The sequence below is a fragment of the Pseudomonas sp. App30 genome (assembly GCF_047947025.1).
Lineage (GTDB): Bacteria > Pseudomonadota > Gammaproteobacteria > Pseudomonadales > Pseudomonadaceae > Aquipseudomonas.
The window spans coordinates 4,353,068-4,376,104 of sequence record NZ_CP133165.1 but is presented as its reverse complement, the minus strand read 5'-3'; the positions used below and the strand labels follow the sequence as shown (position 1 = coordinate 4,376,104).

General features: G+C 64.9%; 23 protein-coding genes. 10 read left to right on the top strand and 13 right to left on the bottom strand.

What is annotated here, in order from left to right:
• Window positions 1–22: 22 nt before the first annotated feature.
• Both RAM80_RS20410 and RAM80_RS20405 read left to right on the top strand, forming a co-directional pair.
• Window positions 23–493, top strand: coding sequence for a prepilin peptidase (locus RAM80_RS20410; protein ID WP_416422251.1), 471 nt, complete (start codon window positions 23–25; stop codon window positions 491–493).
• A 128-nt stretch (window positions 494–621) separates the two neighbouring features.
• Window positions 622–1,392 carry a response regulator gene (locus RAM80_RS20405; protein WP_416422250.1) on the top strand — a complete coding sequence of 257 codons (771 nt, stop codon included), beginning with the start codon at window positions 622–624 and terminating at the stop codon, window positions 1,390–1,392.
• A 2-nt stretch (window positions 1,393–1,394) separates the two neighbouring features.
• Here RAM80_RS20405 and RAM80_RS20400 read toward each other — a convergent pair whose 3' ends face one another.
• The 8 genes from RAM80_RS20400 to cpaB are packed head-to-tail and all read right to left on the bottom strand — an operon-like array spanning window position 1,395 to window position 8,825.
• Complete coding sequence (locus tag RAM80_RS20400; protein ID WP_416422249.1) at window positions 1,395–1,655, bottom strand: DUF3613 domain-containing protein; 261 nt, start codon at window positions 1,653–1,655, stop codon at window positions 1,395–1,397.
• A gap of 12 nt (window positions 1,656–1,667) precedes the next feature.
• Window positions 1,668–2,369, bottom strand: coding sequence for a hypothetical protein (locus RAM80_RS20395; RefSeq protein ID WP_416422248.1), 702 nt, complete (start codon window positions 2,367–2,369; stop codon window positions 1,668–1,670).
• Window positions 2,370–2,391: 22 nt separating this feature from the next.
• Window positions 2,392–3,276: a type II secretion system F family protein gene (locus RAM80_RS20390; protein WP_416422247.1), complete on the bottom strand. Its 885-nt coding sequence runs from the start codon at window positions 3,274–3,276 to the stop codon at window positions 2,392–2,394.
• Window position 3,277: 1 nt separating this feature from the next.
• Entirely contained in the window at window positions 3,278–4,162 is an 885-nt protein-coding gene (locus RAM80_RS20385) for a type II secretion system F family protein (protein WP_416422246.1), read from the bottom strand.
• Between the two features lie 13 nt (window positions 4,163–4,175).
• Window positions 4,176–5,444 carry a CpaF family protein gene (locus RAM80_RS20380; protein ID WP_416422245.1) on the bottom strand — a complete coding sequence of 423 codons (1,269 nt, stop codon included), beginning with the start codon at window positions 5,442–5,444 and terminating at the stop codon, window positions 4,176–4,178.
• On the bottom strand, window positions 5,441–6,634 hold the full coding sequence (locus RAM80_RS20375) for an AAA family ATPase (RefSeq protein WP_416422244.1): 1,194 nt from the start codon (window positions 6,632–6,634) through the stop codon (window positions 5,441–5,443). The genes RAM80_RS20380 and RAM80_RS20375 overlap by 4 nt, the downstream gene beginning before the upstream one ends.
• Entirely contained in the window at window positions 6,631–7,869 is a 1,239-nt protein-coding gene (locus RAM80_RS20370) for a type II and III secretion system protein family protein (RefSeq protein ID WP_416422243.1), read from the bottom strand. The genes RAM80_RS20375 and RAM80_RS20370 overlap by 4 nt, the downstream gene beginning before the upstream one ends.
• 20 nt (window positions 7,870–7,889) lie before the next feature.
• Window positions 7,890–8,825 carry a Flp pilus assembly protein CpaB gene (gene cpaB, locus RAM80_RS20365; RefSeq protein WP_416422242.1) on the bottom strand — a complete coding sequence of 312 codons (936 nt, stop codon included), beginning with the start codon at window positions 8,823–8,825 and terminating at the stop codon, window positions 7,890–7,892.
• A gap of 322 nt (window positions 8,826–9,147) precedes the next feature.
• On the opposite strand from cpaB, the gene RAM80_RS20360 reads away from it, so the two are divergent.
• From RAM80_RS20360 to RAM80_RS20340, 5 genes are all read left to right on the top strand, one after another.
• Window positions 9,148–9,348, top strand: coding sequence for a Flp family type IVb pilin (locus tag RAM80_RS20360; protein ID WP_416422241.1), 201 nt, complete (start codon window positions 9,148–9,150; stop codon window positions 9,346–9,348).
• A 77-nt stretch (window positions 9,349–9,425) separates the two neighbouring features.
• Window positions 9,426–9,839, top strand: a complete 414-nt coding sequence (locus tag RAM80_RS20355; RefSeq protein WP_416422240.1) for a response regulator — start codon at window positions 9,426–9,428, stop codon at window positions 9,837–9,839.
• Window positions 9,840–10,129: 290 nt separating this feature from the next.
• Window positions 10,130–11,074: an IS110 family transposase gene (locus tag RAM80_RS20350; RefSeq protein ID WP_416422239.1), complete on the top strand. Its 945-nt coding sequence runs from the start codon at window positions 10,130–10,132 to the stop codon at window positions 11,072–11,074.
• A gap of 317 nt (window positions 11,075–11,391) precedes the next feature.
• Complete coding sequence (locus RAM80_RS20345) at window positions 11,392–11,685, top strand: hypothetical protein (RefSeq protein WP_416422238.1); 294 nt, start codon at window positions 11,392–11,394, stop codon at window positions 11,683–11,685.
• Between the two features lie 39 nt (window positions 11,686–11,724).
• Complete coding sequence (locus RAM80_RS20340; RefSeq protein ID WP_416422237.1) at window positions 11,725–13,062, top strand: MATE family efflux transporter; 1,338 nt, start codon at window positions 11,725–11,727, stop codon at window positions 13,060–13,062.
• A 33-nt stretch (window positions 13,063–13,095) separates the two neighbouring features.
• On the opposite strand, the gene RAM80_RS20335 is transcribed toward RAM80_RS20340, so the two are convergent.
• The 5 genes from RAM80_RS20335 to RAM80_RS20315 form a co-directional block, all read right to left on the bottom strand.
• Window positions 13,096–13,938: an alpha/beta hydrolase gene (locus tag RAM80_RS20335; RefSeq protein ID WP_416422236.1), complete on the bottom strand. Its 843-nt coding sequence runs from the start codon at window positions 13,936–13,938 to the stop codon at window positions 13,096–13,098.
• A 36-nt stretch (window positions 13,939–13,974) separates the two neighbouring features.
• A complete protein-coding gene (gene speA, locus RAM80_RS20330) occupies window positions 13,975–15,888 on the bottom strand; it encodes an arginine decarboxylase (RefSeq protein WP_416422235.1) in 1,914 nt (637 codons plus the stop codon).
• Between the two features lie 139 nt (window positions 15,889–16,027).
• Window positions 16,028–16,399: a translation initiation factor Sui1 gene (locus tag RAM80_RS20325; protein WP_416422234.1), complete on the bottom strand. Its 372-nt coding sequence runs from the start codon at window positions 16,397–16,399 to the stop codon at window positions 16,028–16,030.
• 297 nt (window positions 16,400–16,696) lie between these two features.
• Window positions 16,697–17,227 carry an NUDIX hydrolase gene (locus RAM80_RS20320; RefSeq protein WP_416422233.1) on the bottom strand — a complete coding sequence of 177 codons (531 nt, stop codon included), beginning with the start codon at window positions 17,225–17,227 and terminating at the stop codon, window positions 16,697–16,699.
• A gap of 3 nt (window positions 17,228–17,230) precedes the next feature.
• Window positions 17,231–18,325, bottom strand: coding sequence for a DUF2333 family protein (locus RAM80_RS20315; RefSeq protein ID WP_416422232.1), 1,095 nt, complete (start codon window positions 18,323–18,325; stop codon window positions 17,231–17,233).
• 244 nt (window positions 18,326–18,569) lie between these two features.
• On the opposite strand from RAM80_RS20315, the gene RAM80_RS20310 reads away from it, so the two are divergent.
• The 3 genes from RAM80_RS20310 (at window position 18,570) to accB (ending at window position 23,034) form a co-directional block, all read left to right on the top strand.
• Complete coding sequence (locus tag RAM80_RS20310) at window positions 18,570–20,183, top strand: diguanylate cyclase (RefSeq protein WP_416422231.1); 1,614 nt, start codon at window positions 18,570–18,572, stop codon at window positions 20,181–20,183.
• A 170-nt stretch (window positions 20,184–20,353) separates the two neighbouring features.
• Window positions 20,354–22,129, top strand: coding sequence for a protein-disulfide reductase DsbD (locus RAM80_RS20305; protein ID WP_416422230.1), 1,776 nt, complete (start codon window positions 20,354–20,356; stop codon window positions 22,127–22,129).
• Between the two features lie 446 nt (window positions 22,130–22,575).
• On the top strand, window positions 22,576–23,034 hold the full coding sequence (gene accB, locus RAM80_RS20300) for an acetyl-CoA carboxylase biotin carboxyl carrier protein (RefSeq protein ID WP_416422229.1): 459 nt from the start codon (window positions 22,576–22,578) through the stop codon (window positions 23,032–23,034).
• Window positions 23,035–23,037 lie beyond the last annotated feature (3 nt).

Sequence of the window (23,037 nt, the reverse complement as noted above, 5' to 3'; positions counted from 1 at the left end):
GAAAAGGGACGTTTTTTACCGGATGCCAAGCCTAGTACTATTGATCTGGTTTACCCTCTGCGCCGAACAGGACATCCGCCACCGGCAGATTGCCAACGGACTGACCTTGGGCGGAGCCCTGTTCGCGCTGTTCTTTCTGTTCTACAGCGGCCACACGTGGCTGGGCGGCACCGCCGAGGAAGCCGGCCTGGCACTGGCCATCGCCATGGTATTGACCCTGCCCGGCTACATCAGCGGCCGGCTGGGCGCAGGTGACGTCAAATTGCTGTGGGCCCTGGCCCTGGCCACCGACCGCATGCATGTGCTGGCCACGTTCATAGGCGCCGGGGTGACCATGATCGCCTGGATGCTGCTGGGCCCCCGTGTATGGAAACGCCTCAGCCCACGGCTGCGCAAACGCCTGCAGAACCTGCAGCCGGATCCCCAGGTCAAGCCACCCTTTGTGCCATTCCTGCTCGCCGGCTTCCTGGCGTCGCTTTTTTGGATCCACTGATCGATAAATAGGCGTGCACCTATGTACTTAGTCGGAAAGTAGGGCTAACGTCAGAAGGTAGTGACTGGCCATCATGTGCCACTACTCAAAGAGACCGGGCCTATCAGGTTGCCAACAGGGAGTTGCTCGTGAACAAGCGCGTCTCGTCCGTCAGAGTGCTGGTCGTCGACGATGAACCCGAGATCGTCGAACTGCTCTGCGAGCTGCTGGAGACCAGCGGTTACCAGTGCGTGCCCAGCCTCAGCAGCCAGCAGGCGCTGGAATGTTTTACCCGCGACCCCGCCATCGGCCTGGTGCTGTGCGACCTGCACATGCCCGGCCTGGACGGCATCGAACTGGTCCAGCAACTCAAGCGCGTGGCGGGCAAAGGGCGCCCGTTCGAGCCCATCATGATGACCGGGCGCGCCGACAAGCAGGATGTGATCAAGGCGCTACGCGAAGGGTTCGTCGACTATTACCAGAAGCCCGTGGATATCGACGAACTGCTGGAGGGCCTGCAGCGCCACGAGGCCAACCTGGCGAGCCGGCAGCAGACCGTCCAGCACCTTGGCCACCTGAACGAAAAACTGCAGTTCCTCGCCAGCTCCATCAATGACCTGTACCAGGACCTTGAACAGGTGCGCGCGCCCCTGCGCGAGCAGGCGCTGGAAGCGCCGGCAGCTGAAGCGGCGCGGGTGATGCCTGCCGGCTTCGACCAGCTGTCGCCGCGGCAAATGGCCGTGGCGCAACTGGTGGGCAGGGGCCAGACCAACTACCAGATCGCCTGCGAGCTGGGCATTACCGAGAACACCGTCAAACTCTACGTGAGCCAGGTGCTGCGCCTGACCCACATGCACAACCGCACGCAACTGGCCCTGGCCCTGGCGCCCAACCAGCGGCAGCGGGCCAGCGCCTACTGAGGCTACTTGCTGATTTTTCCGGAGTCGTCCGCGGTGTACCACTGCGGAATCTTCAGCTTGTAGCTGTCCAGCCAGCGCTGCATCGCCGCCTCATGCTCCACCGCCGTGGTGGCCTGGGGGTTGCGCGAGGCCACCTGGCCGCTGCTTTGCAGCTGCAACCACTGCTCGGTGCCCTGCTGCGCCGCAGACGCCGGGCCGGGCTCGATGGCCCAGGCCGGGCTTGCGCCCAGCACCATCATGACTGCCAATGCCTTGATTGCCATGCTGCCTCCTGACTATTTGACCGGTGAGACCGGTGCCGCGATGGTGGCGACCACCTTGCCGCCGGTCCTGAGTTTGTCGGCGCGCGCCTGGGCCTCCGCGACCTGCTCGGGGGTGAGGTTGGCGCGGGTCGTCAGTTCGGCGGCCTGCTGCCATTTGTCCTGGTAGATCAGCAACGTCACCATGTTCAGTGCCGCCAGGTTGTCGCCCTGCTTGAGCTCCATGGCGGTCAGGAACTCGAAGCGCGCATCGTCCAGGCGCAGTTGGTTGAGGTAGACCACGCCCAGGTCATTGCGGATCTTCTCGTCGGTGGGTGACAGCCGCGCCGCGCGCTGCAAATGGCTCATGGCCAGGCCATTGTCGCCCTTGGCGGCTGCCAGCTGGCCCAGGCCGTGCTCGCCCTCGGCCGCCATGCAGGTGCCCAGCAGCCCGCGGTACAGGGGCTCAGCCTCGCTGCGCCCCAGCAGGCGCATCACCCGCGCCTTGCGCACGCGCACCTGCACCAGGTTGTCGGGCAGCCCCTCCAGGTTGGCCAGGCTGGCGTGCAGGCGGCCTTCGTTGGCCATGTCATCGGCCAGGTTCAGCGACAGGTCCTGCTCGGGCGTAGGCTTGGGGCATTGCCCGGGCTTGCCGTTGAGGGCCTGCAAATCGAAGCGGCCATCGGCGGCGCAGCCTGTCAGGGCGAGCAGCAGGGTGGCCAGTAACAGTGCTTTCATCCGTGAAGCTCCAAAGTCAGGTTCATTTGCCAAAGGCCCGGGAAATGGCCATGAGCCCAGGCCCGGCAAGTACGATCAACAAGGCCGGGAACAGAAAGACCATCATCACCACCGACATCTTTCCCGACAACTTGGAGATGTATTCCTGCAGGGTCGTCAGGCGACGGTCATCCAGCAGTTGCTTGAGCGAGAGCAGCGACTTCATCGCACCGCCACCCTGGTTGATCAGTTGGCGAAGAATCACGCAGGTATCGGTGAATTCGTCCACGGCAAGCAAGCGTGCGGCGACGTCCAATTGCTCGCCCAACTCCAGGCCCGAATCGACCCGGTTCAGCACCAGGCGCAACTCGCTGCTGAGTACCGGCAACAGGCCCTCGGATTCATTGGTCAACACCCGCAGCGCCTGCTCCACGGCCAGGCCCGACTCGAAAAGGATGCGCAGCAAGGGGATGAAGGTCGATATCTCGCGCGCCACTTGCTGCTGGCGGCGCCTGGCTGCCCACGCCAGCACTCGCTTGGGCAGGATATAACCCAACCCCAGGGCGAACACCGGGGCGACCACCTCATGGCTCACCGGTAAAAAAAACACGGTCTGCACTAACCACACCAGTACCAGCGCCACCAGGGGCGTCCCCACCTGCCAGGCGGCGAACTGGGACCGCTGGCTAGCCTTGCGCCAGCCGATGCGGTCCAGCAGTGCCTGGGTTTCGCTGTCCAGGCTGACGGCACGCTGGCCCAGGCGGCTGTCGCCCAGGCGCTGCCAAAGCCCCCCGATGCGCCGGTCCACGTCGGCTTCGCCGCGCAAGCGGCGCTCCACCAGCCGCTCACGACGGCGCTGCTCGACAAACTGGTTAGCCAACATGCCGGCCGCCAGCAATAGCAGCAACGCGCTGAGCAACATCGCCATTTCAGATACTCCTCAGCATGCGCCACAGCGCCAGGCAGCCCGTGAGCTGCAGGACCATGGCGGCGATCAGCAGGTGCTGACCGCTGGGGTCATGCCACATTCGGCTCAGGTAGCTGGGATTGGTGAGCAGGAAGTAGCCGGCCAACAGGGCCGGCAAGCCCGCCAGCACCACCGCAGTCATCCGCGTCTCGCCGGTCATGGCCGCCAACTGCCTGGCCCCCTGCTCGCGCTCGCGAATCAGCTTGATCAGGTTTTCCAGCAGCTCGCTGGCATTGCCGCCGAACCGTTGGTTGATGCGCAGGCCCAAGGCAAACAGCCTGAATTCATCGCGTTCGTACAATTCAGCGAAATCCTCAACGGCCTCATCCAGGGCCACCCCCAGGCGCACGTTGCGCTCAACCCGGGCCATGGCCTCGCGCAACGGGTCATTGCTGGCCTCCATGGCGCCCAGCACCGCGTCGGCCAGGGTGCGCCCGGACTTCAGGCTGCGCACGGTGTAGTCCAACAACGATGGCAGTTGCTGAATCATGCGCTGAACCCGGCGGCGGTAGCGCCAGCTGACATACAGCCGCAGCCCCATGGGTGGGATCACCACCATCAGCAACACGCCAAACCATTCGCCAGACAAGGTGCCCAGCAGCACCAGCACGCCCCAGATGGCGAGGAAGATGCCAATGCGATCGTTGGGCCGCCCCAGCCCGGCACGCAGGAAACGGCGCTCCAGCCAGCGCATCCACGGCCGCTCGCTGGGCGCGACCACCTGGCCCTGGCCCAGCCGTTCGAGCACGCGCTTGTCGCCCGTGCGGCGCAGCCCGGTCACGAAGAACCGCACCGACAAACCCAGCAGCCCCAGGCTCAGCACGCCCATCACGATTGCCGCCATCATGCCTGCGGCCCTCTCAATGCGCGTGGCTGAAGGTGTCGCGGCGCAGCTTGTCACCCGCGGGGTTGATGGCCTCGCGCACGAAGCCATAGCCGGTCTGGCGGTCGAGGCGGAACAGGGTGTTGGTGACGTACACGTCATCGCGCACGCCCACCACCTCCACCACCTCGCTCACGCACCGGCGACCGTCGGGCCGACGGGTGAGCTGGATGACCACATCCAGCGCGGCGACGATCATCTGCCGCAGGGTTTTCTCGGCCACGGTGCGGCCGGTCAGGCCCACCAGAGTTTCCAGGCGCAGCAAAGCGTCCTGCGCGTTGTTGGCGTGCACGGTGCTCATGGAGCCGTCGTGGCCGGTGTTCATGGCGGTCAGCACATCCACTACTTCCACACCCCGGATCTCGCCGAGGATGATGCGGTCAGGGCGCATCCGCAGGGCGTTGCGGATCAGGTCGGCGGACTTCACCTCGCCGTGGCCCTCGGCATTGGGCGGGCGGGTTTCCAGGCGCACCACGTGCGGGTGGTCCAGTTGCAGTTCGGCGACGTCCTCGATGGTGACCAGCCGTTCATGGGGGTTGATCAGCTGGCTGAGGATATTGAGCATGGTGGTCTTGCCGGTGCCGGTACCGCCGCTGACCAGGATGTTGCAGCGCTTGCCCACCGCCTCCTGGATGAAATCGTAGATGGCCTGGTCGATGGTCTGCGTAGCCATCAGGTCGGCGCTCTTGAGCATGTCCTTGCGAAACTTGCGGATCGACAGGCACGGCCCGTCCAGGGCGATGGGCGGGATGATGGCGTTGACCCGGCTGCCGTCGGGCAGCCGGGCATCCACCATGGGCGAGGATTCGTCCAGGCGCCGGCCCAGGGGCGCGAGGATGCGCTGCATCACCCGTTCCACGTGGTGCGAGTCGATGAAGCGCAGGTCGGTGTGGTGCAACACGCCCTGGCGCTCGACGAACACCCGGTGGGGGCCGTTGACCAGGATCTCGGTGACGTTGGGGTCGCGCAGCAACACTTCCAGTGGGCCGAAGCCGGTGAGCTCATCCACCAGTTCCTCGGCCAGGCGCTCCATTTCATAGCGTGACACCGCCAGGTGGCGGCGGGCGATGTAGTCGCCGACCCGGTCCATGACGAACTGCGCCAACACCGCGCGCGAGCCCTCCAGCAGGTTCTTGCCGGACTCTTCGATGGCATCGATGATGAAGCGGTGCAGTACCAGCTTGAGGCCCTGAGGGTCGCCGCTGGACGTCTGGCCGCGCGGGCCGCCGAACAGTTTCTCGCTCATTCCTTGTTCCCCCACAGCCGGTTGAACCAGCCAGCGCCCGGCGGCTTGACCGCTTCAGAGCGCTTGGCCAGGCGTTCGCCCAGGGCCTTGAGGCCATTGGTCAGGGTTTCCCGTGGCGCCAGCTCAAAAAGGCTGATGCCCTGGTTCTTGGCGTTCATGCGGATCTCGGGGCTGAACGGCAGCACCGACAGCACCGGCAAGCCATAGCTTTTGCCCAGGGCGTCGGAATCGGGGGCCACGGCGCGCAGGTAGCGGTCCACCAGCAGGCGCGCGTGTTGCAGTTTCATGCCCTTCTCGCGCCACAGGTTGAGCACCGCCAGGTTGCGCCGGCACTCCACCACGCTCTGGTCGGTGTACCAGAGCAACTTGTCGCAGTGGCTGACGAAGGTGCGCAGCGCCTCGCTGTCCGGTTGGCCCATGAGGTTCACGACAATGTGCTGGAAGTGCTGGCGCAAGGCGCTGAGCAGCATATAGAGCTCGGCGGCGCTGGTGGCTTCCAGCGGTTCGTCGTTTTCGCCGTAGGCAAGGATGCTCATGCCCGAGGGTGAGCGCGGGAAGGCGCTGTCGATCATGGTACCGTCCAGGCGCCGCAGGTTGCGCAGGGCGTCGCCGAAGTGGAAGGTGGTTTCCAGGTTGAGCATCGCCAGGCTGGCACCGTGGGGCAGGCCCAGGTCCAGCAGCAGCGTGTGCTGCTTGCTGCGGTGCACCACCAGGCCCAGGTGCGCAGCCAACAGGGCGCCGTCACCGTCGGACTGGGCGCCATACAGCACGGTCAGGGCGCCGAGGTTGGGGTTGGTGGCCACGGGTGGCAGGCGCTTGCTCAGCCGGCGCACCAGGCCCGCCACCTCGCTGGAGCGCGAGCCGTAGGCGACGAAGTCGCGGGCGCCGGCGCGCATGGCGTTGAGCACCAGCTGGTTGTCCATACCGTCGCCCAGGGCCACCACCGCCAGCATCGGCTTGGCCTCAAGGGCGCCTTCGATCAGCGCGCACTGGTTGCTCACCTGGTCGCGGTCCAGGCCAATGAACACCAGGCTGGCGAAGGTCACGTCCACCAGCGCCAGCAGTTCGTCGAGGCTGCCGCTGGCGGCACCCACCACTTGGCCCAGGGGCGCCAGGGCGCCCTGCAGCCACTCCAGGTCACCGTCGTTGCGGGTGATGGCAAGAAAGGTCTGGCTCAGGCTCTGGCTCATTTGGACAGCCCACTCATGCGGTCGAAGTCACCGTTTTCGAGGAAGTACATGCGGTACCAGTTGGGGTCGTAGTTGTGCAGGTTCTCGCCGGGCAGGTTGGGCAGGCGCGCATCGGCGGCCAGCGGCCTGACCAGGTGCGGGGTGACCACCATCAGCAACTCTTTCTCCTCGCGGCTGATGGACGAGGTGCGGAAAAACGCGCCCAGCACGGGGATGTCGCCCAGCCCCGGGAATTTGCTCACGTCCGAGGTGGTCTTGTTGCTGATCAGCCCGCTGATCACGAAGCTTTCGCCGTCGGCAAGGGACACGCTGGTGTCGGTACGGCGCACGTTCAGGGCCGGCACCGTGGTGCCGGCGATGGTTATGCCGCCGGTGTAGTCCAGTTCGCTGACCTCGGGTGCGACCTTCAGGGAGATGCGGTCACCGCTGACCACCGTAGGCGTGAGCGTCAGGCGAATACCGAATTCCTTGTATTCGATGGAAATGTTGTTGCTGCCGCTGCTGGGTACCGGGATAGGCACCTCGCCACCGGCTAGGAAACTCGCGCTCTGGCCGCTCAGCGCCACCAGGCTGGGGCGTGCCAGGGTGTAGGCGAAGCCGCTGCTTTCCAGGGCGTTGATCAGGCCCAGCACCTTGCCGCCACCGAAGGCGATGTTGAAGCTGCCGCTGGCCAGGGTGGCGGCGCCTGCCACGTCGCCGATGGCGCCGGGGGCCACGGTGCCGGTGACGGTATTGGGCGAGCCGAAAAGAAAGTTGGAACCCTTGCCGAAGATCGAGGTGCTGGCTTCCTTGAGCTTGGTGCGGCTGACCTCCACGAAACGGATATCAGTCTGCACCTGGCTGGGCAAGTCGACGTCCTGCGAAGGTGGGCCGCCGTGGGCGTCGAGGCCGGCGGTCGCGGTGCCGCGCACGAATACCATGCTTTGCCGCGGCGCGCTGGCGCAGGCGGTCCATACCATCAGGCTGGTAGTACCCTGGGCCACGCCGGTCAGCAGGAAACCGGTGTCCCCCGTGGGGTGCACGTCGGCTATTTTCGGGTCACCGACGGCCACGCGGGTGATGGCGACCGGGCTGTGCATTTCATTCTGCAAGCCCTGCTGCACTTCAAACACGCCGGGCAACGCCGACAGTTGCGCGCAGCCTGCCGCGGCGGCCTGCGCCCCGGGCACACAGAACCCCGCCAGCAGCACGCTGTAGATCAATCGCTGGAAAACCGGCACGGTACGACAGCTCATTCAAGGCATCCTTGCTGTATTCAGGGCGTTTGCGCAGTGGCCTGGTTGGCAGGCTGGTTGCCGCGTATCACTTCCATGCCGCGCCGAGCGGGGCTTTCGCCCTGCGCCGTACGCTGCGGTGTCGGGTTGCTCAAGGCAAGTTGGCTGAACTGCAGCAACTGCCGGTTGGTACTTTCCACCGCGGGCGCCGCGTCGTCCTGGTTGGCCCAATAGCGAGCCAGGCGCTTTTCCTCGGCGCTGCGCACGGCCAGGCGCAAGGTGCCAGCCTGGGCCGCCAGCATCAGCCGGCTGACCAGGGCTTGCGGCACCGCCAGCACAACGGTGCGCGCGCCTCGGGTGTTCTTGCTGTCATTGGCCGCGCCCGGCGAGGCCGGGTGCCCATCGTTCGCCAGGCCAAGCTGATCGCCGATGCTCAATACTCGTACCGCAGGGATCACCACCTGTGCCGAGGCCGCTGGGTTGCTCTGTTCCTGGCGCAGGTACAGCATCACGTCCACATAGTCGCCAGGGGCCATTTGCCCAGCGGCGCCAATGACCTCATCCACGGCCACGGCCAACGCGCGTTCGTCAGGGCGGATCATGCGCGCCAATGGGCCGCCCGGGCTGAAGGCGTCGTCGCTTAGCCAGGTACCGGCGGGCAACGCACGCCAGGTTGAGCGGCCCACGACCTTGTCGACACTGGCGAAACTGCCCGGCGGGGCAACGCGAACACGCTCCACGGCAAGGTCTGCAGCCGTGAGAGGGGTATAGGGCGGTACTTCGTGCGCCAGCACCACCAGCGGTTGCAACAGGTCCGGCGGCGCTGGCGCAGGTGCCGGCTCGGCAGCCACCGGTTCGGCCACCACCGGCGCGGGGGGAGGCACGGCAGGCTTGCTGAGCACGATGCCCCAATACCCGGCTACCAGTGCGCCCACCAAAAAAAGGCCGGCCAGGATCATCGTGAATCGACTACTCATCGAGGGCGCCTCCTTATGCCTTTAAACCGTCTGCCTTCCGAAGTCTGGCCATGCGCCGGTGTTAAGTGCGTGAAACTATTTCGCTATTTCAAGGTAGTAGAGGTAGGACGAAACGCCATTACTGGGACGAACAAAATCACCGCAAACGTTGGCGGGTTGTAAAAACAACGACTTGTTGACGCGGAACCGCGAATACCTACTTTAGTACTAACGCTTTCTTACAGTTGTGGGCCGTCAGGATGTTGTCGATGCTGCTGTGGAAGGGAACTACGTCGCAAAAACTGAGGTAGCAGCGTTCGCACAGCGCTAAGGAGAGGTTCGCATGTCCTTCATGAAACTCATGGTCAACGCGCAGATCCGCATCAGCAAGTTCATGCGCGACAAAGAAGGCGCCTCGGGTATCGAATACGCAATCATCGCTGCCATGGTCGCGGTTATCATCATTGGTTTCAGTAGCAGTATCCAGGGTGGGATCACTGCCATCTTTACTAAAATCCAGGCTGCCCTGCCCTCTGGCTCCTGATGTTCTACACTGATCAGCACATGACATGATCAACGTGGCCGCCTACTCATGACTTCACCCGGCATCAGGTATTTCCTATGAGTCCCTCCCCACCCCCACGCCAACAACTGCTTCTCGTGGACGACGAAGAGGACGCACTGCTGGAACTCGCCGAGTTGCTCGAAGGCGAAGGTTTCTGCTGCTTCACGGCGACCTCGGTCAAGCTCGCCCTGCACCACCTCACCCGCAACCCCGACATCGCGCTGGTGATCACCGACCTGCGCATGCCGGAGGAAAGCGGCATGTCGCTGATCAAGCGCCTGCGCGAACACACCTCGCGCCAGCACTTGCCGGTGATCGTCACTTCGGGCCACGCCGACATGGAGGACGTCAGCGACATGCTGCGCCTGCAGGTGCTGGACCTGTTCCGCAAGCCCATCTACCACGTGCGCCTGCTGGAAACCCTGAACAACCTGTTCCCCGAGCCGAAAATCCACCTGGTCGGCCATTAGAGCTGTCACCGCAACCACTTCTTACCGCCTGTAGCAGCTGCCGAAGGCTGCGTCACGCCCTGACGCAGCCTTCGGCAGCTTGTGTCTAGAGAAGGGAATAGAATCTGAGGTGAGAGCGGTGAATGGCAGGTTGTTCGGCAGCAGTGTTGATAAGCACGTGTAGCAGCAGAACCGCCATTCACCTCTCCGCTCTGGCTACAAGCCCGAACAGTTGAACGAGCCGACCTCGAACATCACAAGCATGGGCATCACCAGAGTGCTCTCATCCTTGAGTGTAAGAGGTGTTCCCCATGATTTCCTGGCTCGGTATCGACGTCGCTAAATCCTCCCTCGCAGTTTGGCTTCGCCCCCAAGACATCAGCTTCAATGTCCCCAATAACTCAACAGGTTATGCCCATCTGATCGAAAAGCTGAGCGGTTGCGACGTGCAGAAGGTCCTGCTTGAGGCGACCGGCGGCTACGAACGGGGGGGGATGGCGGCCCTTCGCCTGGCTGGTTTTACCGTCGTGCGCGTAAACCCTCGCCGTGCCCGGGCGTTTGCCGAGGCGATCGGTAAGCAAGCCAAGACAGACCCCATCGATGCCCAGGTCCTGGCGCAGTTTGCCGAAACTTTGAAGGCGGCCAAACCCCAGCAGGATTCGGCGCCGACCCAGTTTTTACGGGAGCTGGTACAGCAGCGCGAGCGCTTCGTACAGCAACGCGACGACGACAGACGCCGTCTGAAACAGGCCCAGTCCCCCAGGATAATCGAGCTACTGGAAGGCCATATCGCCTTCCTGAAAGCACAGATCCTGGAGCTGGAAAAGGCCATCGAGCAAACGATGCAGGCACTTGATGCGCCCAAGGTGGCGCAACTGACGTCAGTCAAAGGTCTCGGCACGATCACCGCGGCCAGCCTGATGGCTTACCTGCCAGAACTGGGCGAGTTGGACCGGCACCAGATAGCGGGGCTGGCCGGCCTGGCCCCCTATAACAACGACAGTGGCAACTTCCAGGGCAAGCGCAAGATCTGCGGCGGGCGCAGTGCGGTGCGGCGAGTGCTGTACATGTCGTGCTGGACGGTCATCCGCTACGACGCCTCGTTCAAGGCGCGTTACGAGGGGCTGCGCGATAAAGGCAAGAGTGCAAAAGTGGCGCTGGTAGCGTGCATGCGCGTGCTGCTGGTCCGGCTTAACGCCATGCTGCGCGACGGCACAGCATGGCGGACGTCATTAACTGGGCAAGACAGTGGCTAGGCGAATCTGTAGCAGCGGCCGCAGGCCGCGTCCTGGAGCAACGCAGGACCGCCGCCGGACGCAGCCTTCGGCAGCTGCTACGCGAATGCGGATACCCCATAGACCGCGTCGCCTGCATCGCGGCCAAGGCCGGCTCCTACCACGAATAGTGTAGGAGCCGACTTTAGTCGCGATGCAGACGACGCCATTTCAAGACAGTTGCTGCTACGGGTCGGCGCGTTGAGCGTCATCCGGCTACGATGTAGTTGAACTTGGTGCCGTTGGTCGTGCCCAAGGCTCTGGCCGGCAGCACGCCGGTAATCGATCGGGAAACACACATGCACGCAGACGGTTTTTTCGAATGGCTGGGCCAGGCGCTGGGCGCCATCATTCGTTTCGTGGTCGACAGCCTGGGCTGGCTGTTCAACCTGCTGGCCCACGCCGGCGGCAATTTCGTCGACGGCCTGTCGCGCACCCTGGGCATGGACGCCTCGCTGATCAGCATCATCGCCCTGGTGATCGGCCTGATGTTCCTGTATTCGGCCTTGCGGGCGTTCATGCGTGCCTCGATCTTCCTCGGGGTGATCTGGTTGATCCTGGGCCTGTGGCTGCTGAGCTGGATCATTCACTGACGCCAATCAGGTAGGATGGCGGGCCCGCAAGGAGCCTGCATGAGCACACTGCTGAACGACTGGCGCGACCGCCCCACCCACCGCCGGGTGTGGGCCCTGGCCGCGCCGATGATCCTCTCCAATATTTCCGTGCCGCTGGTGGCGCTGGTCGACAGCACCGTCATCGGCCACCTGCCCCACGCCCATCAACTGGGCGCGGTGGCCGTGGGCGCCAGCCTGTACGGCTTCCTGGCCTGGGTGATGGGCTTCCTGCGCATGGGCGCCACCGGCTTCGCCGCCCAGGCCGCCGGGCGCAACGATGGCGCCGGGCTGCGCCAGGTGCTGGCCCAGGGCCTGATTCTGGCGCTGCTGTTTGCGCTGCTGCTGTGGCTGCTGGCCCTGCCCTTCAGCCACCTGGCGCTCAGCTTGATGCAACCCTCCGGGGCGCTGGCGCAAAGCACCCAGGCGTTCTTCCAGGTGCGCCTGCTGGGCCTGCCGGCGGCGCTGGCCAGCTACGCGCTGGTGGGCTGGTTCCTGGGCACCCAGAACGCCCGCGCGCCGCTGGCGATTCTGCTGGTGACCAACATCACCAACATCATCCTCAACCTGTGGTTCGTGCTGGGCCTGGGCTGGGGCGTGATCGGCTCGGCCTGGGCTTCGGTGCTGTCGGAATGGCTGTCGGTGGCCATCGGCCTGGCACTGACCCGCCCGGCCCTGCGCGCCTACCCCGGGCAGGTGGCATGGGCAGCACTGCGGGTGTGGCAGAACTGGAAGCCGATGCTGGTGGTGAACCGCGATATTTTCCTGCGCAGCCTGGCCCTGCAACTGGTGTTCTTCCTGATTACCGTGCAGGGCGCGCGCCTGGGCGATGCCACCGTGGCGGCCAATGCGCTGCTGCTCAATGGCCTGATGGTCACCGCCTACGCCTTGGACGGCCTGGCCCACGCGGTGGAAGCCCTGTGCGGCCACGCCATCGGCGCCGGCCAGCGTGACGAACTGCGCCGCTCCATGACCGTGGCCTGCGGCTGGTCACTGCTGGCCAGCGTCGTCTTCGCGCTGGCGTTCCTGTTTGGCGGGCACCTGTTCATTGCCGCGCAGACCAACATCCCCAGCGTGCGCGCGACGGCCGACATCTACTTGCCGTACCTGGCGGTGTTGCCGTTGATTGCGGTGGGCAGTTACTTGCTCGATGGGCTGTTCATTGGCGCCACCCGCGCGCGGGAAATGCGCAATGCCATGCTGTTGAGCGTGGCGCTGATGCTGCCAGTGGGGGTGGTGACCATGGGCTGGGGCAACCATGGCTTGTGGTTGAGTTTCCTGTTGTTCATGGCGCTGCGCGCGCTGACCCTGGGCGTGGTCGGTTGGCGCCTGCACCAGCGCGACGGTTGGTTTAACTGACGGCCCGTGGGAGCTGGCTTGCCAGCGAGATTTTCAGGGTCTCGAAGAACTCGCTGGCAAGCCAGCTCCCACAAAGGCAACCACATCGGGTAGCACCGGGGCCAGCCAGCGCAGGGGCTTGGCCAGGCTGCCCACCAGGGTGACGTGGTTGATGCGGTCGTAGTAGAAGTCCTGCACCGGCACGCCCAGCGCGCGCAGGCGCCCGGCCAGTTGGTGGGTGTTGCGTTGCGGGTTCACCAGGCTGTCGCTGTTGGCGGCAATCAGCAGCGCCGGCGGCGCGCTGGCGCTCAGGTGGTTGATGGGCTGGGAATCGGGCGGCTCGTGCGGGGCGAAGAACACCGGCTTGGCCTCGGGGTTTTCGATGGGCAGGAAGTCATAGGGCCCGGCCAGGCCGATCCAGCCATGCAGGATGGCCGGCGTCAGGCCCTCGGCCGCCAGCCAGCGCGGGTCCAGCGCCAGCATCGCGGCGTTGTAGGCCCCCGAGCTGTGGCCCATCAGGAAAAAGCGCTGGGGGTTGCCGCCGTACTCGCCGATGTGGCGGTAGGCCCAGGCCACTGCCGCGGCGTTGTCCTTGAGAAACGCCGGGTAGCGCACCTGTGGATAAAGCCGGTAGTCGGCCACCACCGCCACGATGCCCTGGGACGCCAGCGCCTCGCCGACGAAGCGGTACTGCTGGCGCGAGCCGCTGTTCCAGGTGCCCCCATAGAAAAAAACCACCACCGGATGGTCCGGCAGTGGTTTCAGAGGCTGGTAGATGTCGAGCATCTGCCGGGGGTCGGGGCCGTAGGCCACCCCCGCGGTCAGCCGGTAGCTGTCCGAGGGGGTGACGCGGTCCACCAGTTTCAGCGGCGAGCAGGCTGCCAGGGCAGCCAGCATCACGCCGCCCAGGACTGCCAGCAGCCCCTTCACCGGTTACGACGACAGGTACGAGGAACGGGTCAGGCCCAGGCGCAGTGCGTCCAGGTACTGGGTGCGTTCACGCGGGCTGATCTTGGCGCTGGCCACCTTGTCGCGGTAGTGGTTCATCAGTTCCTCTGGCGACAGGTGCACGTAGCGCAGCATGTCCTCGATGGTGTCGTGGGTCTCGATGCCGGCGCTGTAGGCGCTGCCGTCGGCGTTCTGGTAGATGTTCACCGAGTCGGTGTCACCGAACAGGTTGTGCATGTCGCCGAGGATTTCCTGGTAGGCGCCCACCAGGAAGATGCCCAGCAGGTAATCCTCGCCTTCGTTGACCGCGTGCACTGGCAGGCTGGTCTCGATGCTCTGCTCGTCGACGTACTGCTTGATCTTGCCGTCGCTGTCGCAGGTCAGGTCCTGCAGCACCGCGCGGCGCAGGGGCTCTTCGTCCAGGCGGTGCAGCGGCAGGATCGGCAGTACCTGGCCGATGGCCCAGGTGTCGGGCAGGCTCTGGAACACCGAGAAGTTGCAGATGTACTTGTCGGCCAGCTTGTCGTTGAGCTCGTCCAGCACCATGCGGTGCGAGCGCTGGCGGGCTTTCAACGAGTTGTGCAGGCGGCGGCACACGGCGAAGTAGCACTGTTCGGCCAGGGCCTTCTGCGCCAGGGTGATCTTGCCGTCGGCGTACTGGGTGGCCACGTCGCTCATGTAGTGCGTGGCGCGCCAGTAGGTCTCGGTGACCATTTCGATGTCGGTCGGCCCCAGCAGGTCCACCAGCCACTGCACTGTCTCGGGCAGGCTTTCCTTGTCGAGGATTTCCGGCACTTCGTCGTTGTGCTTCTCGACGTCGGTCACCTGCACCACCAGCATGGCGTGGTGCGCGGTCAGCGAGCGGCCGCTCTCGGAGAAAATGTGCGGGTGCGGCAGGCCCTGGGCGTCGCAGAACTCCTTGAGCATGCCCACGACCACGCCGGCGTAGTCGTCCATGTCGTAGTTGATGGAGCTGGCGTTACGCGAGTGGGTGCCGTCGTAGTCCACGCCCAAACCGCCGCCCACGTCGATGTGGTCAACCGGCAGGCCCAGGGCGCGCAGTTCGCCGTAGTAGCGAATGGCTTCCTTGAAACCGTGCTGGTAGTCGGCCAGGTTGGCGATCTGCGAACCCATGTGGAAGTGCAGCAGGCGGATGCCGTCGTCCAGGCCGGCGGCGCGGAAGCGCTCCACCACCGAGATCAGCTGGGCAGCCGAGAGGCCGAACTTGGACTTCTCGCCACCGGTGTCGGCCCACTTGCTGGAAGCCAGGGACGACAGGCGCACGCGCAGGCCCACCTGCGGCTTGACCTTGAGCTCGGCGGCCTCTTCGATCACCAGGCCCACTTCCGATTCTTTCTCGATGACGATGAAGACGTTGTGGCCCAGTTTCTGGCCCATCAGCGCCAGGCGAATGAATTCGCGGTCCTTGTAGCCGTTGCAGACGATGGTGCCGCCCTTCGGCGCCAGGGCCAGCACGGCCAGCAGCTCGGGCTTGGAGCCGGCTTCAAGGCCGATGGACACATCCTGGGTGGCGATGATGTTTTCCACCACCGCTTCCTGCTGGTTCACCTTGATGGGGTACAGCGCGGTGTACTTGCTCTGGTATTCCAGGCGCTCGATGTTGGCATCGAAGGCGCCGGTCAGTTGGCGCACGCGGTCCTGCAGAATGTCCGGGAAGCGCACCAGCAAGGGCAGCGACAAGCCGCTCTTGCGCAGTTCGTCTACCTGTTCGAACAGGTCGATGGGCGCGCTTTTCGGCCCATTGGGACGCACTTCCACGCGCCCGGCCTCGTTGATCGCGAAGTAACCGGCCCCCCAATGGCGTATCCCATAAACGCTGCGGCTGTCCGCAACTGTCCATTGGCTGCCATCGTCTTTGCGTGTGCGTCGTACGGACATCGAAGTCCCCTATAGAAAGTCAGAATCCACCGGTAATTCGGCCGGTGCAGTGTAATAAGCGAAGATGACGATTACCTGCCAGTGCAGGGTAGACCCTGCTGGCCGCGTCAAGTTTAGAAATGGCAATGCGTGGGGCTGGTCAGCCGCCAGACTTTTTGGCCTTGAAACCCTGCTTGACCAGCTCGGCGAGCAGCAGCTCGACGTGGTCGCCCTGGATTTCAATCACGCCATCCTTCAGCGCGCCGCCGGTACCGCAGCGGCGCTTGAGGGTGGTGGCCAGTTCCTTGAGGTCGTCGGGCGCCAGCGGGACGCCGGTGATGGTGGTCACCGTCTTGCCGCCCCGGCCCTTGCTTTCACGACGCACACGGGCAATCCCGTCACCTTCGGGGATGACGGTCTGCTTGCAGATGCAGGCATCCATGGGTTGACGACAGTCCGGGCAATGCCGGCCAGCATCGGTGGAGAACACCAGGCCGCCGAGAGCGGCGAAGGATGTGGTTTTCTTGGCCACTGGCAATCCTCAGTTGAGGACGAAAAAACTGGCCGGCGCACAGGGCGGGTTCCGACCGCGAAGCCCCACTCAGGCAGGGGCAGCGCTACTGCGCCATGGGGATGGCTGCAGCTTGAAAAGGTCGCGCAGTGTAACGGCAAATGCAAGGCTTGCTAAGTGCCAAAACGCGCCATTTATCAAAGGATTCGCGACGTATTCCCTCGTAGCAGCTGCCGCCAGGCTGCGTCGACCGGCGACGCGGTCCGTCATGGGGACCGCGTTTGGGGCGAAGACGCCGCCTGCGGCAGCTGCTACGGGTTAGCCGGCGACTACGCGTTGCAGGGCCACCAGGGAATCGGGGCAGTAGGGGCGGGTCTCGCTTTCGGCCAGGGCCTGGGCCACAGGGATGAACTTTGCTTCCAGCACTTCCTCGGGCTGCACGTTCAACGGCCCGTCCCACACGGCCGAGAACACCGCGCACCAGGCACGGTTGCCGGGCTGGTCGAAGAAGAACTGGCCGTGGGGCGTCAACGGCACGCCGGCCACGCCCAGTTCCTCGTGCAGCTCGCGGGCCGCCGAATCGGCGTAGCTTTCGCCGGCGCCGACCATGCCGCCCGCGGCCACGTCCCAGTAACCGGGGTACACCGCCTTGCTCAAGGTGCGCCGATGCACGCACAGCTCGCCGGCGGAGTTGAACAGCAGGATGAAGGTGGCGCGGCCGATCAGGCCGCGCTCGCGCAGTTGCTGGCGCGGCAGGGCGCCCAGCACGTGGTCCTGCTCGTCCACCCAGGCGATGGCCTCGGCGTCGGAGGCGGCGCGGTGCGCCGCTTCTTTATCGGAGTACGACATCCCTCACCCCTGGGACAGCAGTTGGCGAAGGTCGATCACCGCGGCGTTGGCGCGGGAGATGTAGTTGGCCATCACCAGCGAGTGGTTGGCCAGGATGCCGAAGCCGCTGCCGTTGAGGATCATCGGGCTCCAGACCGGCTCCTGCGAGGCTTCCAGCTCGCGGATGATCTGGCGCACGCTGACGGTGGCGTTCTTCTTCGCCAGCACGTCGGCGAAGTCGACCTCGATGGCACGCAGCATGTGCGACAGCGCCCAGGCCTGGCCGCGGGCTTCATAGAAGACGTTGTCGATCTGCATCCACGGGGTCTCGACGATTTCCTCTTCCAGCTGCGGCGCCTGGCCCGGCACGATGGTCTCGGTCTTGGAGGTGGTGTTGAGCTTCACCCGGCCAACGCTGGCCGACAGGCGCTGGGACAGCGAGCCCAGGCGCGTGGCGACGTCACCCAGCCAGTTGTTGAGGTTGTCGGCACGCGGGTAGAACAGCGCGCCGGTCTGGTTGGGGTCGGACAGGCGCGCCTGGTAGCGGCTCAGGGAATTGATGCCGTCCTGGAACTCGGACTCGCTGGACGGCCAGATCCAGCTCTTGTTGTCGAAGTTGAACTTGGGCTCGGCGCGCACCAGGTCGGCGTCTTCAGCCGACTGCGACTGGGAACGGGCGAAGTCCTTGCGCATGGCCCGGGTCAGGTCGCGCACCTGCACCAGCACGCCGTATTCCCAGCTGGGCATGTTGTCCATCCACAGGCCAGGCGGGAAGCGATCGTTGGAGATATAGCCACCGGGCTTGTTCAGCAGGGTGCCGGCCACGGTCTTGAGGGTTTCCACGGTGGTGTAGCCCACCACCATCTTGTGGCCTTCGCGGGCGGCGGCTTCCTGGGCGTGTTGCTGCACCGGGAACAGCGCCGGCTCCTCGCTCCAGTACCAGCCCAGCAGGCCGGTGACCACCAGGTACAGCCCCACCACCGTCAACAGCGCGCGGCTGACCAGCAGGCCGCCCAGGTAGCTGCGGGGTGCGGCCTTGGCAGGGCCCTTGCTGTTGCTGTCGGCGGGCTCGCGCGGTTCGCCCTTGCCTTTGCCTGTGCGGTTCTTCCAGTCCAGCATGGCTATATCCTTTCGATCACTGAATTCAAAGGTTCGACCGCAAGCCCTTGGCATCGTGCCAGTGGGGCTGTCGATCCTGGGTGCACTATAAAGGATGCGACGCCGCAGGCATAAGCGACTAGCCAGTCATTAAATGAATACACAAACCGAAGGGTTATTTTCCGGATGACAGTCGCGTGAAAGGAAATGAGTGCTAGCATAGAGCCACTATCGAGTCGCAGCACCCCCAATAAGTAGTCAGGACATGACCGAAGCAGACGATCCCGGCCGCGAACGCCTCAAGCATCACTTTGCCCAGCGGGTCATCCATCAGGCCCGGCAGATCCTGGAAGTCTGGCAGCGCCTGCAGCGCAGCGAGTGGTCCAGCGAAGACCTGTGCGAGCTGAACGAGGCCAACCTGCGGCTGCTGCGCTTCGCCGAACGCTTCGAGCAACCCGAGCACATCACCATCGCCCGCAGCCTCAACCAGGCCCTGCTGGCCGTGGAAGACAACCGCGGGCGCCTGAGCAGCGAACTGATCCACGAGCTCAACCGCCTGATGCAGCGCCTGTCGCGCACCGGCCTGCGCCATGGCGACGAGCTGGACCACACGCTGCTGCCACCGCTGCGCAAGCCGGTGTACGTGCTGCTGCAGGATGCCGAGCGCGGCGAGCGGCTGGCCACGCAGCTGGAATTCTTCGGCCTACACGCCCAGGCGCTCGACAGCGCGGCGGCGTTCCAGGCCTCGATGCAGGAGTGCACGCCGGCGGCCATCGTCATGGACGTGGACTTCGGCGGCTGTGGCGTTGGCCTGCAGTTGGCGGCCCAGGCCCAGGAGGGCCAGCAGCCGAGGCTGCCGCTGTTGTTCTTCAGCCTGCTGGACACCGACACCCCTACCCGCCTGGCCGCCGTGCGCGCCGGTGGCCAGGAATTCCTGACCGGGGCGCTGGAAGCCTCCAGCCTGCTGGAGAAAATTGAGGCCCTGACCTGCGTGGCCCAATACGAGCCGTTCAAGGTGCTGGTCATCGACGACTCCCGGGCCCAGGCCATGTACACCGAACGCCTGCTCAACGGCGCCGGCATCGTCACCCGCACCCTCACCGACCCCATCGGCGCCATGGCCGAGCTGGCCGATTTCCAGCCCGACCTGATCATCCTCGACCTGTACATGCCGGCCTGCACCGGCCCGGAGCTGGCCAAGGTGATCCGCCACAACGACCGCTACGTCAGCGTGCCGATCATTTACCTGTCGGCCGAGGATGACCTGGACAAGCAGCTGGACGCCATGAGCGAGGGCGGCGACGACTTCCTGACCAAGCCGATTCGCTCGCGGCACCTGATCACCACCGTGCGCAACCGCGCCTCGCGGGCGCGCAACCTCAAGTCGCGGATGGTACGCGACAGCCTCACCGGGCTGTACAACCACACGCACATCCTGCAACTGCTGGAGGACTGCGCCTTCCGCGCACGCCGTGAAGCCAAGCCGCTGAGCTTCGCCATGCTCGACATCGACCATTTCAAGAAGGTCAACGACAGCCACGGCCACCCCATGGGCGACCGGGTGATCAAGAGCCTGGCGCTGTTCCTCAAGCAACGGTTGCGCAAGACCGACTTCATTGGCCGCTACGGCGGCGAGGAATTCGCCATCGTCATGCCCGACACTGACCTTGCCGCCGCCCACGACGTGCTGGACGAAATCCGCCAGCGCTTTGCCGAGATCCACTACCCGGCGCAGCCCCAGGACCTGCGCTGCACCTTCAGCGCCGGCGTGGTGCAGATGGCCTCCGACAGCGACAGCCTGAGCATGGCCGCCCAGGCGGACGAGGCGCTGTACCGCGCCAAGGGCGCCGGCCGCAACCACGTGCAAACGATTTCGTAGCAGCCGATGTTTTTGTGGGAGCTGGCTTGCCAACGAGCTTTCACGGCCTCAACAGCTCGCTGGCAAGCCAGCTCCCACAAAGGCTGCGACACGGCAGGTAACAACCCTGTCACCTGCACGGCCACCCTCGCTGGGCTATGATGCGCAGACTTTTGTGTTGCGAGATTGCCATGCGCCGCCTGCTTTGCCTCCTGTTACTGGTGCTGACCCTGCCCGCCATGGGCGCCAGCCTGCTGGACAGCCGCCCCAGCGCCACCCTGGGCAGCGCCCTGAACAACAGCAGCGATTTCCTGCCGGTGCACCAGGCGTTCCAGCTCAACCTCAGCAAGACCACGCCCGAGGCCATCACCCTGCAGTTCGTGGCCACCGATGGCTACTACCTGTACCGCCACCGCTTCGCGTTCAAGCCCACGCCTGCCGACATCAAGCTGGGCGCGCCGCAGATCCCCGACGGCGAGAAGAAACACGATGAATATTTCGGTGACGTCGAGGTGTACCACGGCATCGTCGAGATCACCCTGCCCCGCGACCCCAAGGACACCCGCCCCTTCACCCTGGCCGTGACGTACCAGGGCTGCGCCGACAAGGGGCTGTGCTACCCGCCGGAAACCGAGAAACTGGCCATCGACGGCGGCGCCAGCGCGCCCGCCGCGGCACCTGCCAGCACCCCGGCCAAGGGCTGGGACTGGAAGGAACTGCTGCTGTACCTGCTGGGCGGCATCGGCCTGACCTTCACCCCCTGCGTGCTGCCCATGCTGCCGATTCTCTCTGCCGTGGTGATGCGCGGGCAGACCAGCCGCCTGCGCCGCTACAGCCTGGCGCTGGCCTACGTGCTGCCCATGGCCCTGTGCTTCGCCCTGCTGGGCGCGCTGATGGGCCTGTTCGGCGCTGGCCTCAACCTGCAGGCACGCCTGCAGTCGGCCTGGGTGCTGGGGCCGTTCGCGCTGTTCTTCGTGCTGTTCGCGGTGTCGATGTTCGGCGTGTTCGAGCTCAAGCTGCCGGCCGCCCTCACCCACCGCCTGGACCGCATCGCCGGCAACACCCAGGGCGGTTCGCTGTGGGGCGCGGCGGTGATGGGCGTGCTCTCCAGCCTGCTGGTGTCGCCCTGCGTATCCGCCCCCCTGGCCGGCGCGCTGCTGTACATCAGCACCACCGGCGATGCTTTGGGCGGCGCCTTGAAACTGTTCGCCCTGGGCCTGGGCATGGGCATTCCGCTGATGCTGGTGGCCATTGGCGGCGTTACCTGGCTGCCGAAAAGCGGGCCGTGGCTGGTGGTGGTCAAGAACGCCATCGGCGTGCTGCTGCTGGGCCTGGCCATCGGCTTGCTCAGCCGCGTGCTGCCAGGCCCGGTGACGCTGGTGCTGGTGGGCCTGCTGGCGGTCGGCGTCGGCCTGTTCCTGGGCGCCCTGGAATTTGTCTACAAGGCGCCGCGCCAGCGCCTGGCGCAACTGCTGGGCCTGCTGTTGCTGGTGTACGGCCTGGCCTGCTGGTACGGCGCGCTCAGTGGCCAGGGGGACCCGCTGCGGCCCCTGCCGGCGCCGGCGAATGCCCTTGCCACCCCTGCAACTGCCAGCACCTGGCAGACTGTCACCACCCCGGCGCAACTGGAGCAGGCCCTGGCCGCCGCCAGGCAGGCCGGCAAGCCACTGGTGCTGGACTGGTACGCCGACTGGTGCATCAGCTGCAAGGTCATCGAGCACGAGGTGCTCACCGATCCGGAGGTGAAGGCGCGCCTGGCTGGCTACCAGCAGGTGCGTTTCGATGTCACCGACAGCAACGCCGAACAACGCGCCCTGCTGGACCGCTACAAGCTGTTCGGCCCCCCTGCGCTGATGTTCTTTGCCGCCAACGGCGACGAAATCCACGAGGCCAAGGTGATCGGCGAGATCAATGCCGCCGATTTCGTTGGCAAGATCGCCATCGCCGACGGCAAAAAGGCGCCATGACCCGCCAGGCCGGAGCAATTCCGGCCTAAATGACCGCCAATAGCAATTTAGTCACAAATTTCAGGCGAACATCGGGCAACGTGCTGGCTATTGTGCTTGACTGGACAGTCGTTGCCCCGTTGCGGCATAGTCACCCCGCCAGCACCCACTGGCCCATGCAGGGAGCCCGCGAATGAAGATGATCCACCGGTTTTCGCTTGAGTTGCCCTTGGTATCAACGCAAAACGTGACGCGCCGCCAAGAGTGAGCATCCCACTCTTCGACGTGCGATTGTCCGACAGGCCATTCGTAGAAATCTTTGCCATCGCCCCGGCACGGCCTCACGGCCACCGGGGTGATCAGCGACCTTGGCGCCAGCGCACACGCAGACTGGCTGGGAGGTCGCCCTGGAACTGCTTGAAACACTACCTGAACGCCCCTGACCGACCCTTGGGAGTTGATGATTAATGGATATTCGCAAAGTAAAGAAACTGATCGAGCTGCTGGAAGAATCCGGTATCGACGAGTTGGAAATCCGTGAAGGCGAAGAATCCGTACGGATCAGCCGCCACAGCAAGACCCCAGCCCAGCAGTACTACGCGCCAGCCCCGGTTGCCGCGCCAGTAGCCGCCCCGGCTGCCGCTGCTCCAGCCGCTGCCGCCGACGCGCCAGCCGCTGCACCGAAGCTGAACGGCACCGTTGCCCGTTCGCCAATGGTCGGTACGTTCTACCGCAAGGCTTCGCCAGCCTCGCCAGCCTTCGTTGAAGTCGGCCAGACCGTGAAGAAAGGCGACACCCTGTGCATCGTCGAAGCGATGAAGATGATGAACCACATCGAAGCTGAAACCAGCGGTGTGATCGAATCGATCCTCGTGGAAGACGGCCAGCCGGTTGAGTACGACCAGCCGCTGTTCACCATCGTTTGAATC

What these genes read in the sequence shown, in the direction of transcription:
- RAM80_RS20345 (WP_416422238.1), top strand. Translation starts at nt 11,392, where the DNA reads ATGCACGCAGACGGTTTTTTCGAATGGCTGGGCCAGGCGCTGGGCGCC.
- RAM80_RS20380 (WP_416422245.1), bottom strand. Translation starts at nt 5,444, where the DNA reads ATGAGCGAGAAACTGTTCGGCGGCCCGCGCGGCCAGACGTCCAGCGGC.
- RAM80_RS20410 (WP_416422251.1), top strand. Translation starts at nt 23, where the DNA reads ATGCCAAGCCTAGTACTATTGATCTGGTTTACCCTCTGCGCCGAACAG.
- RAM80_RS20375 (WP_416422244.1), bottom strand. Translation starts at nt 6,634, where the DNA reads ATGAGCCAGAGCCTGAGCCAGACCTTTCTTGCCATCACCCGCAACGAC.
- RAM80_RS20385 (WP_416422246.1), bottom strand. Translation starts at nt 4,162, where the DNA reads ATGATGGCGGCAATCGTGATGGGCGTGCTGAGCCTGGGGCTGCTGGGT.
- speA (WP_416422235.1), bottom strand. Translation starts at nt 15,888, where the DNA reads ATGTCCGTACGACGCACACGCAAAGACGATGGCAGCCAATGGACAGTT.
- RAM80_RS20350 (WP_416422239.1), top strand. Translation starts at nt 10,130, where the DNA reads ATGATTTCCTGGCTCGGTATCGACGTCGCTAAATCCTCCCTCGCAGTT.
- accB (WP_416422229.1), top strand. Translation starts at nt 22,576, where the DNA reads ATGGATATTCGCAAAGTAAAGAAACTGATCGAGCTGCTGGAAGAATCC.
- RAM80_RS20315 (WP_416422232.1), bottom strand. Translation starts at nt 18,325, where the DNA reads ATGCTGGACTGGAAGAACCGCACAGGCAAAGGCAAGGGCGAACCGCGC.
- RAM80_RS20305 (WP_416422230.1), top strand. Translation starts at nt 20,354, where the DNA reads ATGCGCCGCCTGCTTTGCCTCCTGTTACTGGTGCTGACCCTGCCCGCC.
- RAM80_RS20360 (WP_416422241.1), top strand. Translation starts at nt 9,148, where the DNA reads ATGTCCTTCATGAAACTCATGGTCAACGCGCAGATCCGCATCAGCAAG.
- RAM80_RS20310 (WP_416422231.1), top strand. Translation starts at nt 18,570, where the DNA reads ATGACCGAAGCAGACGATCCCGGCCGCGAACGCCTCAAGCATCACTTT.
- RAM80_RS20320 (WP_416422233.1), bottom strand. Translation starts at nt 17,227, where the DNA reads ATGTCGTACTCCGATAAAGAAGCGGCGCACCGCGCCGCCTCCGACGCC.
- RAM80_RS20335 (WP_416422236.1), bottom strand. Translation starts at nt 13,938, where the DNA reads ATGCTGGCTGCCCTGGCAGCCTGCTCGCCGCTGAAACTGGTGGACCGC.
- RAM80_RS20395 (WP_416422248.1), bottom strand. Translation starts at nt 2,369, where the DNA reads ATGAAAGCACTGTTACTGGCCACCCTGCTGCTCGCCCTGACAGGCTGC.
- RAM80_RS20390 (WP_416422247.1), bottom strand. Translation starts at nt 3,276, where the DNA reads ATGGCGATGTTGCTCAGCGCGTTGCTGCTATTGCTGGCGGCCGGCATG.
- cpaB (WP_416422242.1), bottom strand. Translation starts at nt 8,825, where the DNA reads ATGAGTAGTCGATTCACGATGATCCTGGCCGGCCTTTTTTTGGTGGGC.
- RAM80_RS20370 (WP_416422243.1), bottom strand. Translation starts at nt 7,869, where the DNA reads ATGAGCTGTCGTACCGTGCCGGTTTTCCAGCGATTGATCTACAGCGTG.
- RAM80_RS20400 (WP_416422249.1), bottom strand. Translation starts at nt 1,655, where the DNA reads ATGGCAATCAAGGCATTGGCAGTCATGATGGTGCTGGGCGCAAGCCCG.
- RAM80_RS20340 (WP_416422237.1), top strand. Translation starts at nt 11,725, where the DNA reads ATGAGCACACTGCTGAACGACTGGCGCGACCGCCCCACCCACCGCCGG.
- RAM80_RS20355 (WP_416422240.1), top strand. Translation starts at nt 9,426, where the DNA reads ATGAGTCCCTCCCCACCCCCACGCCAACAACTGCTTCTCGTGGACGAC.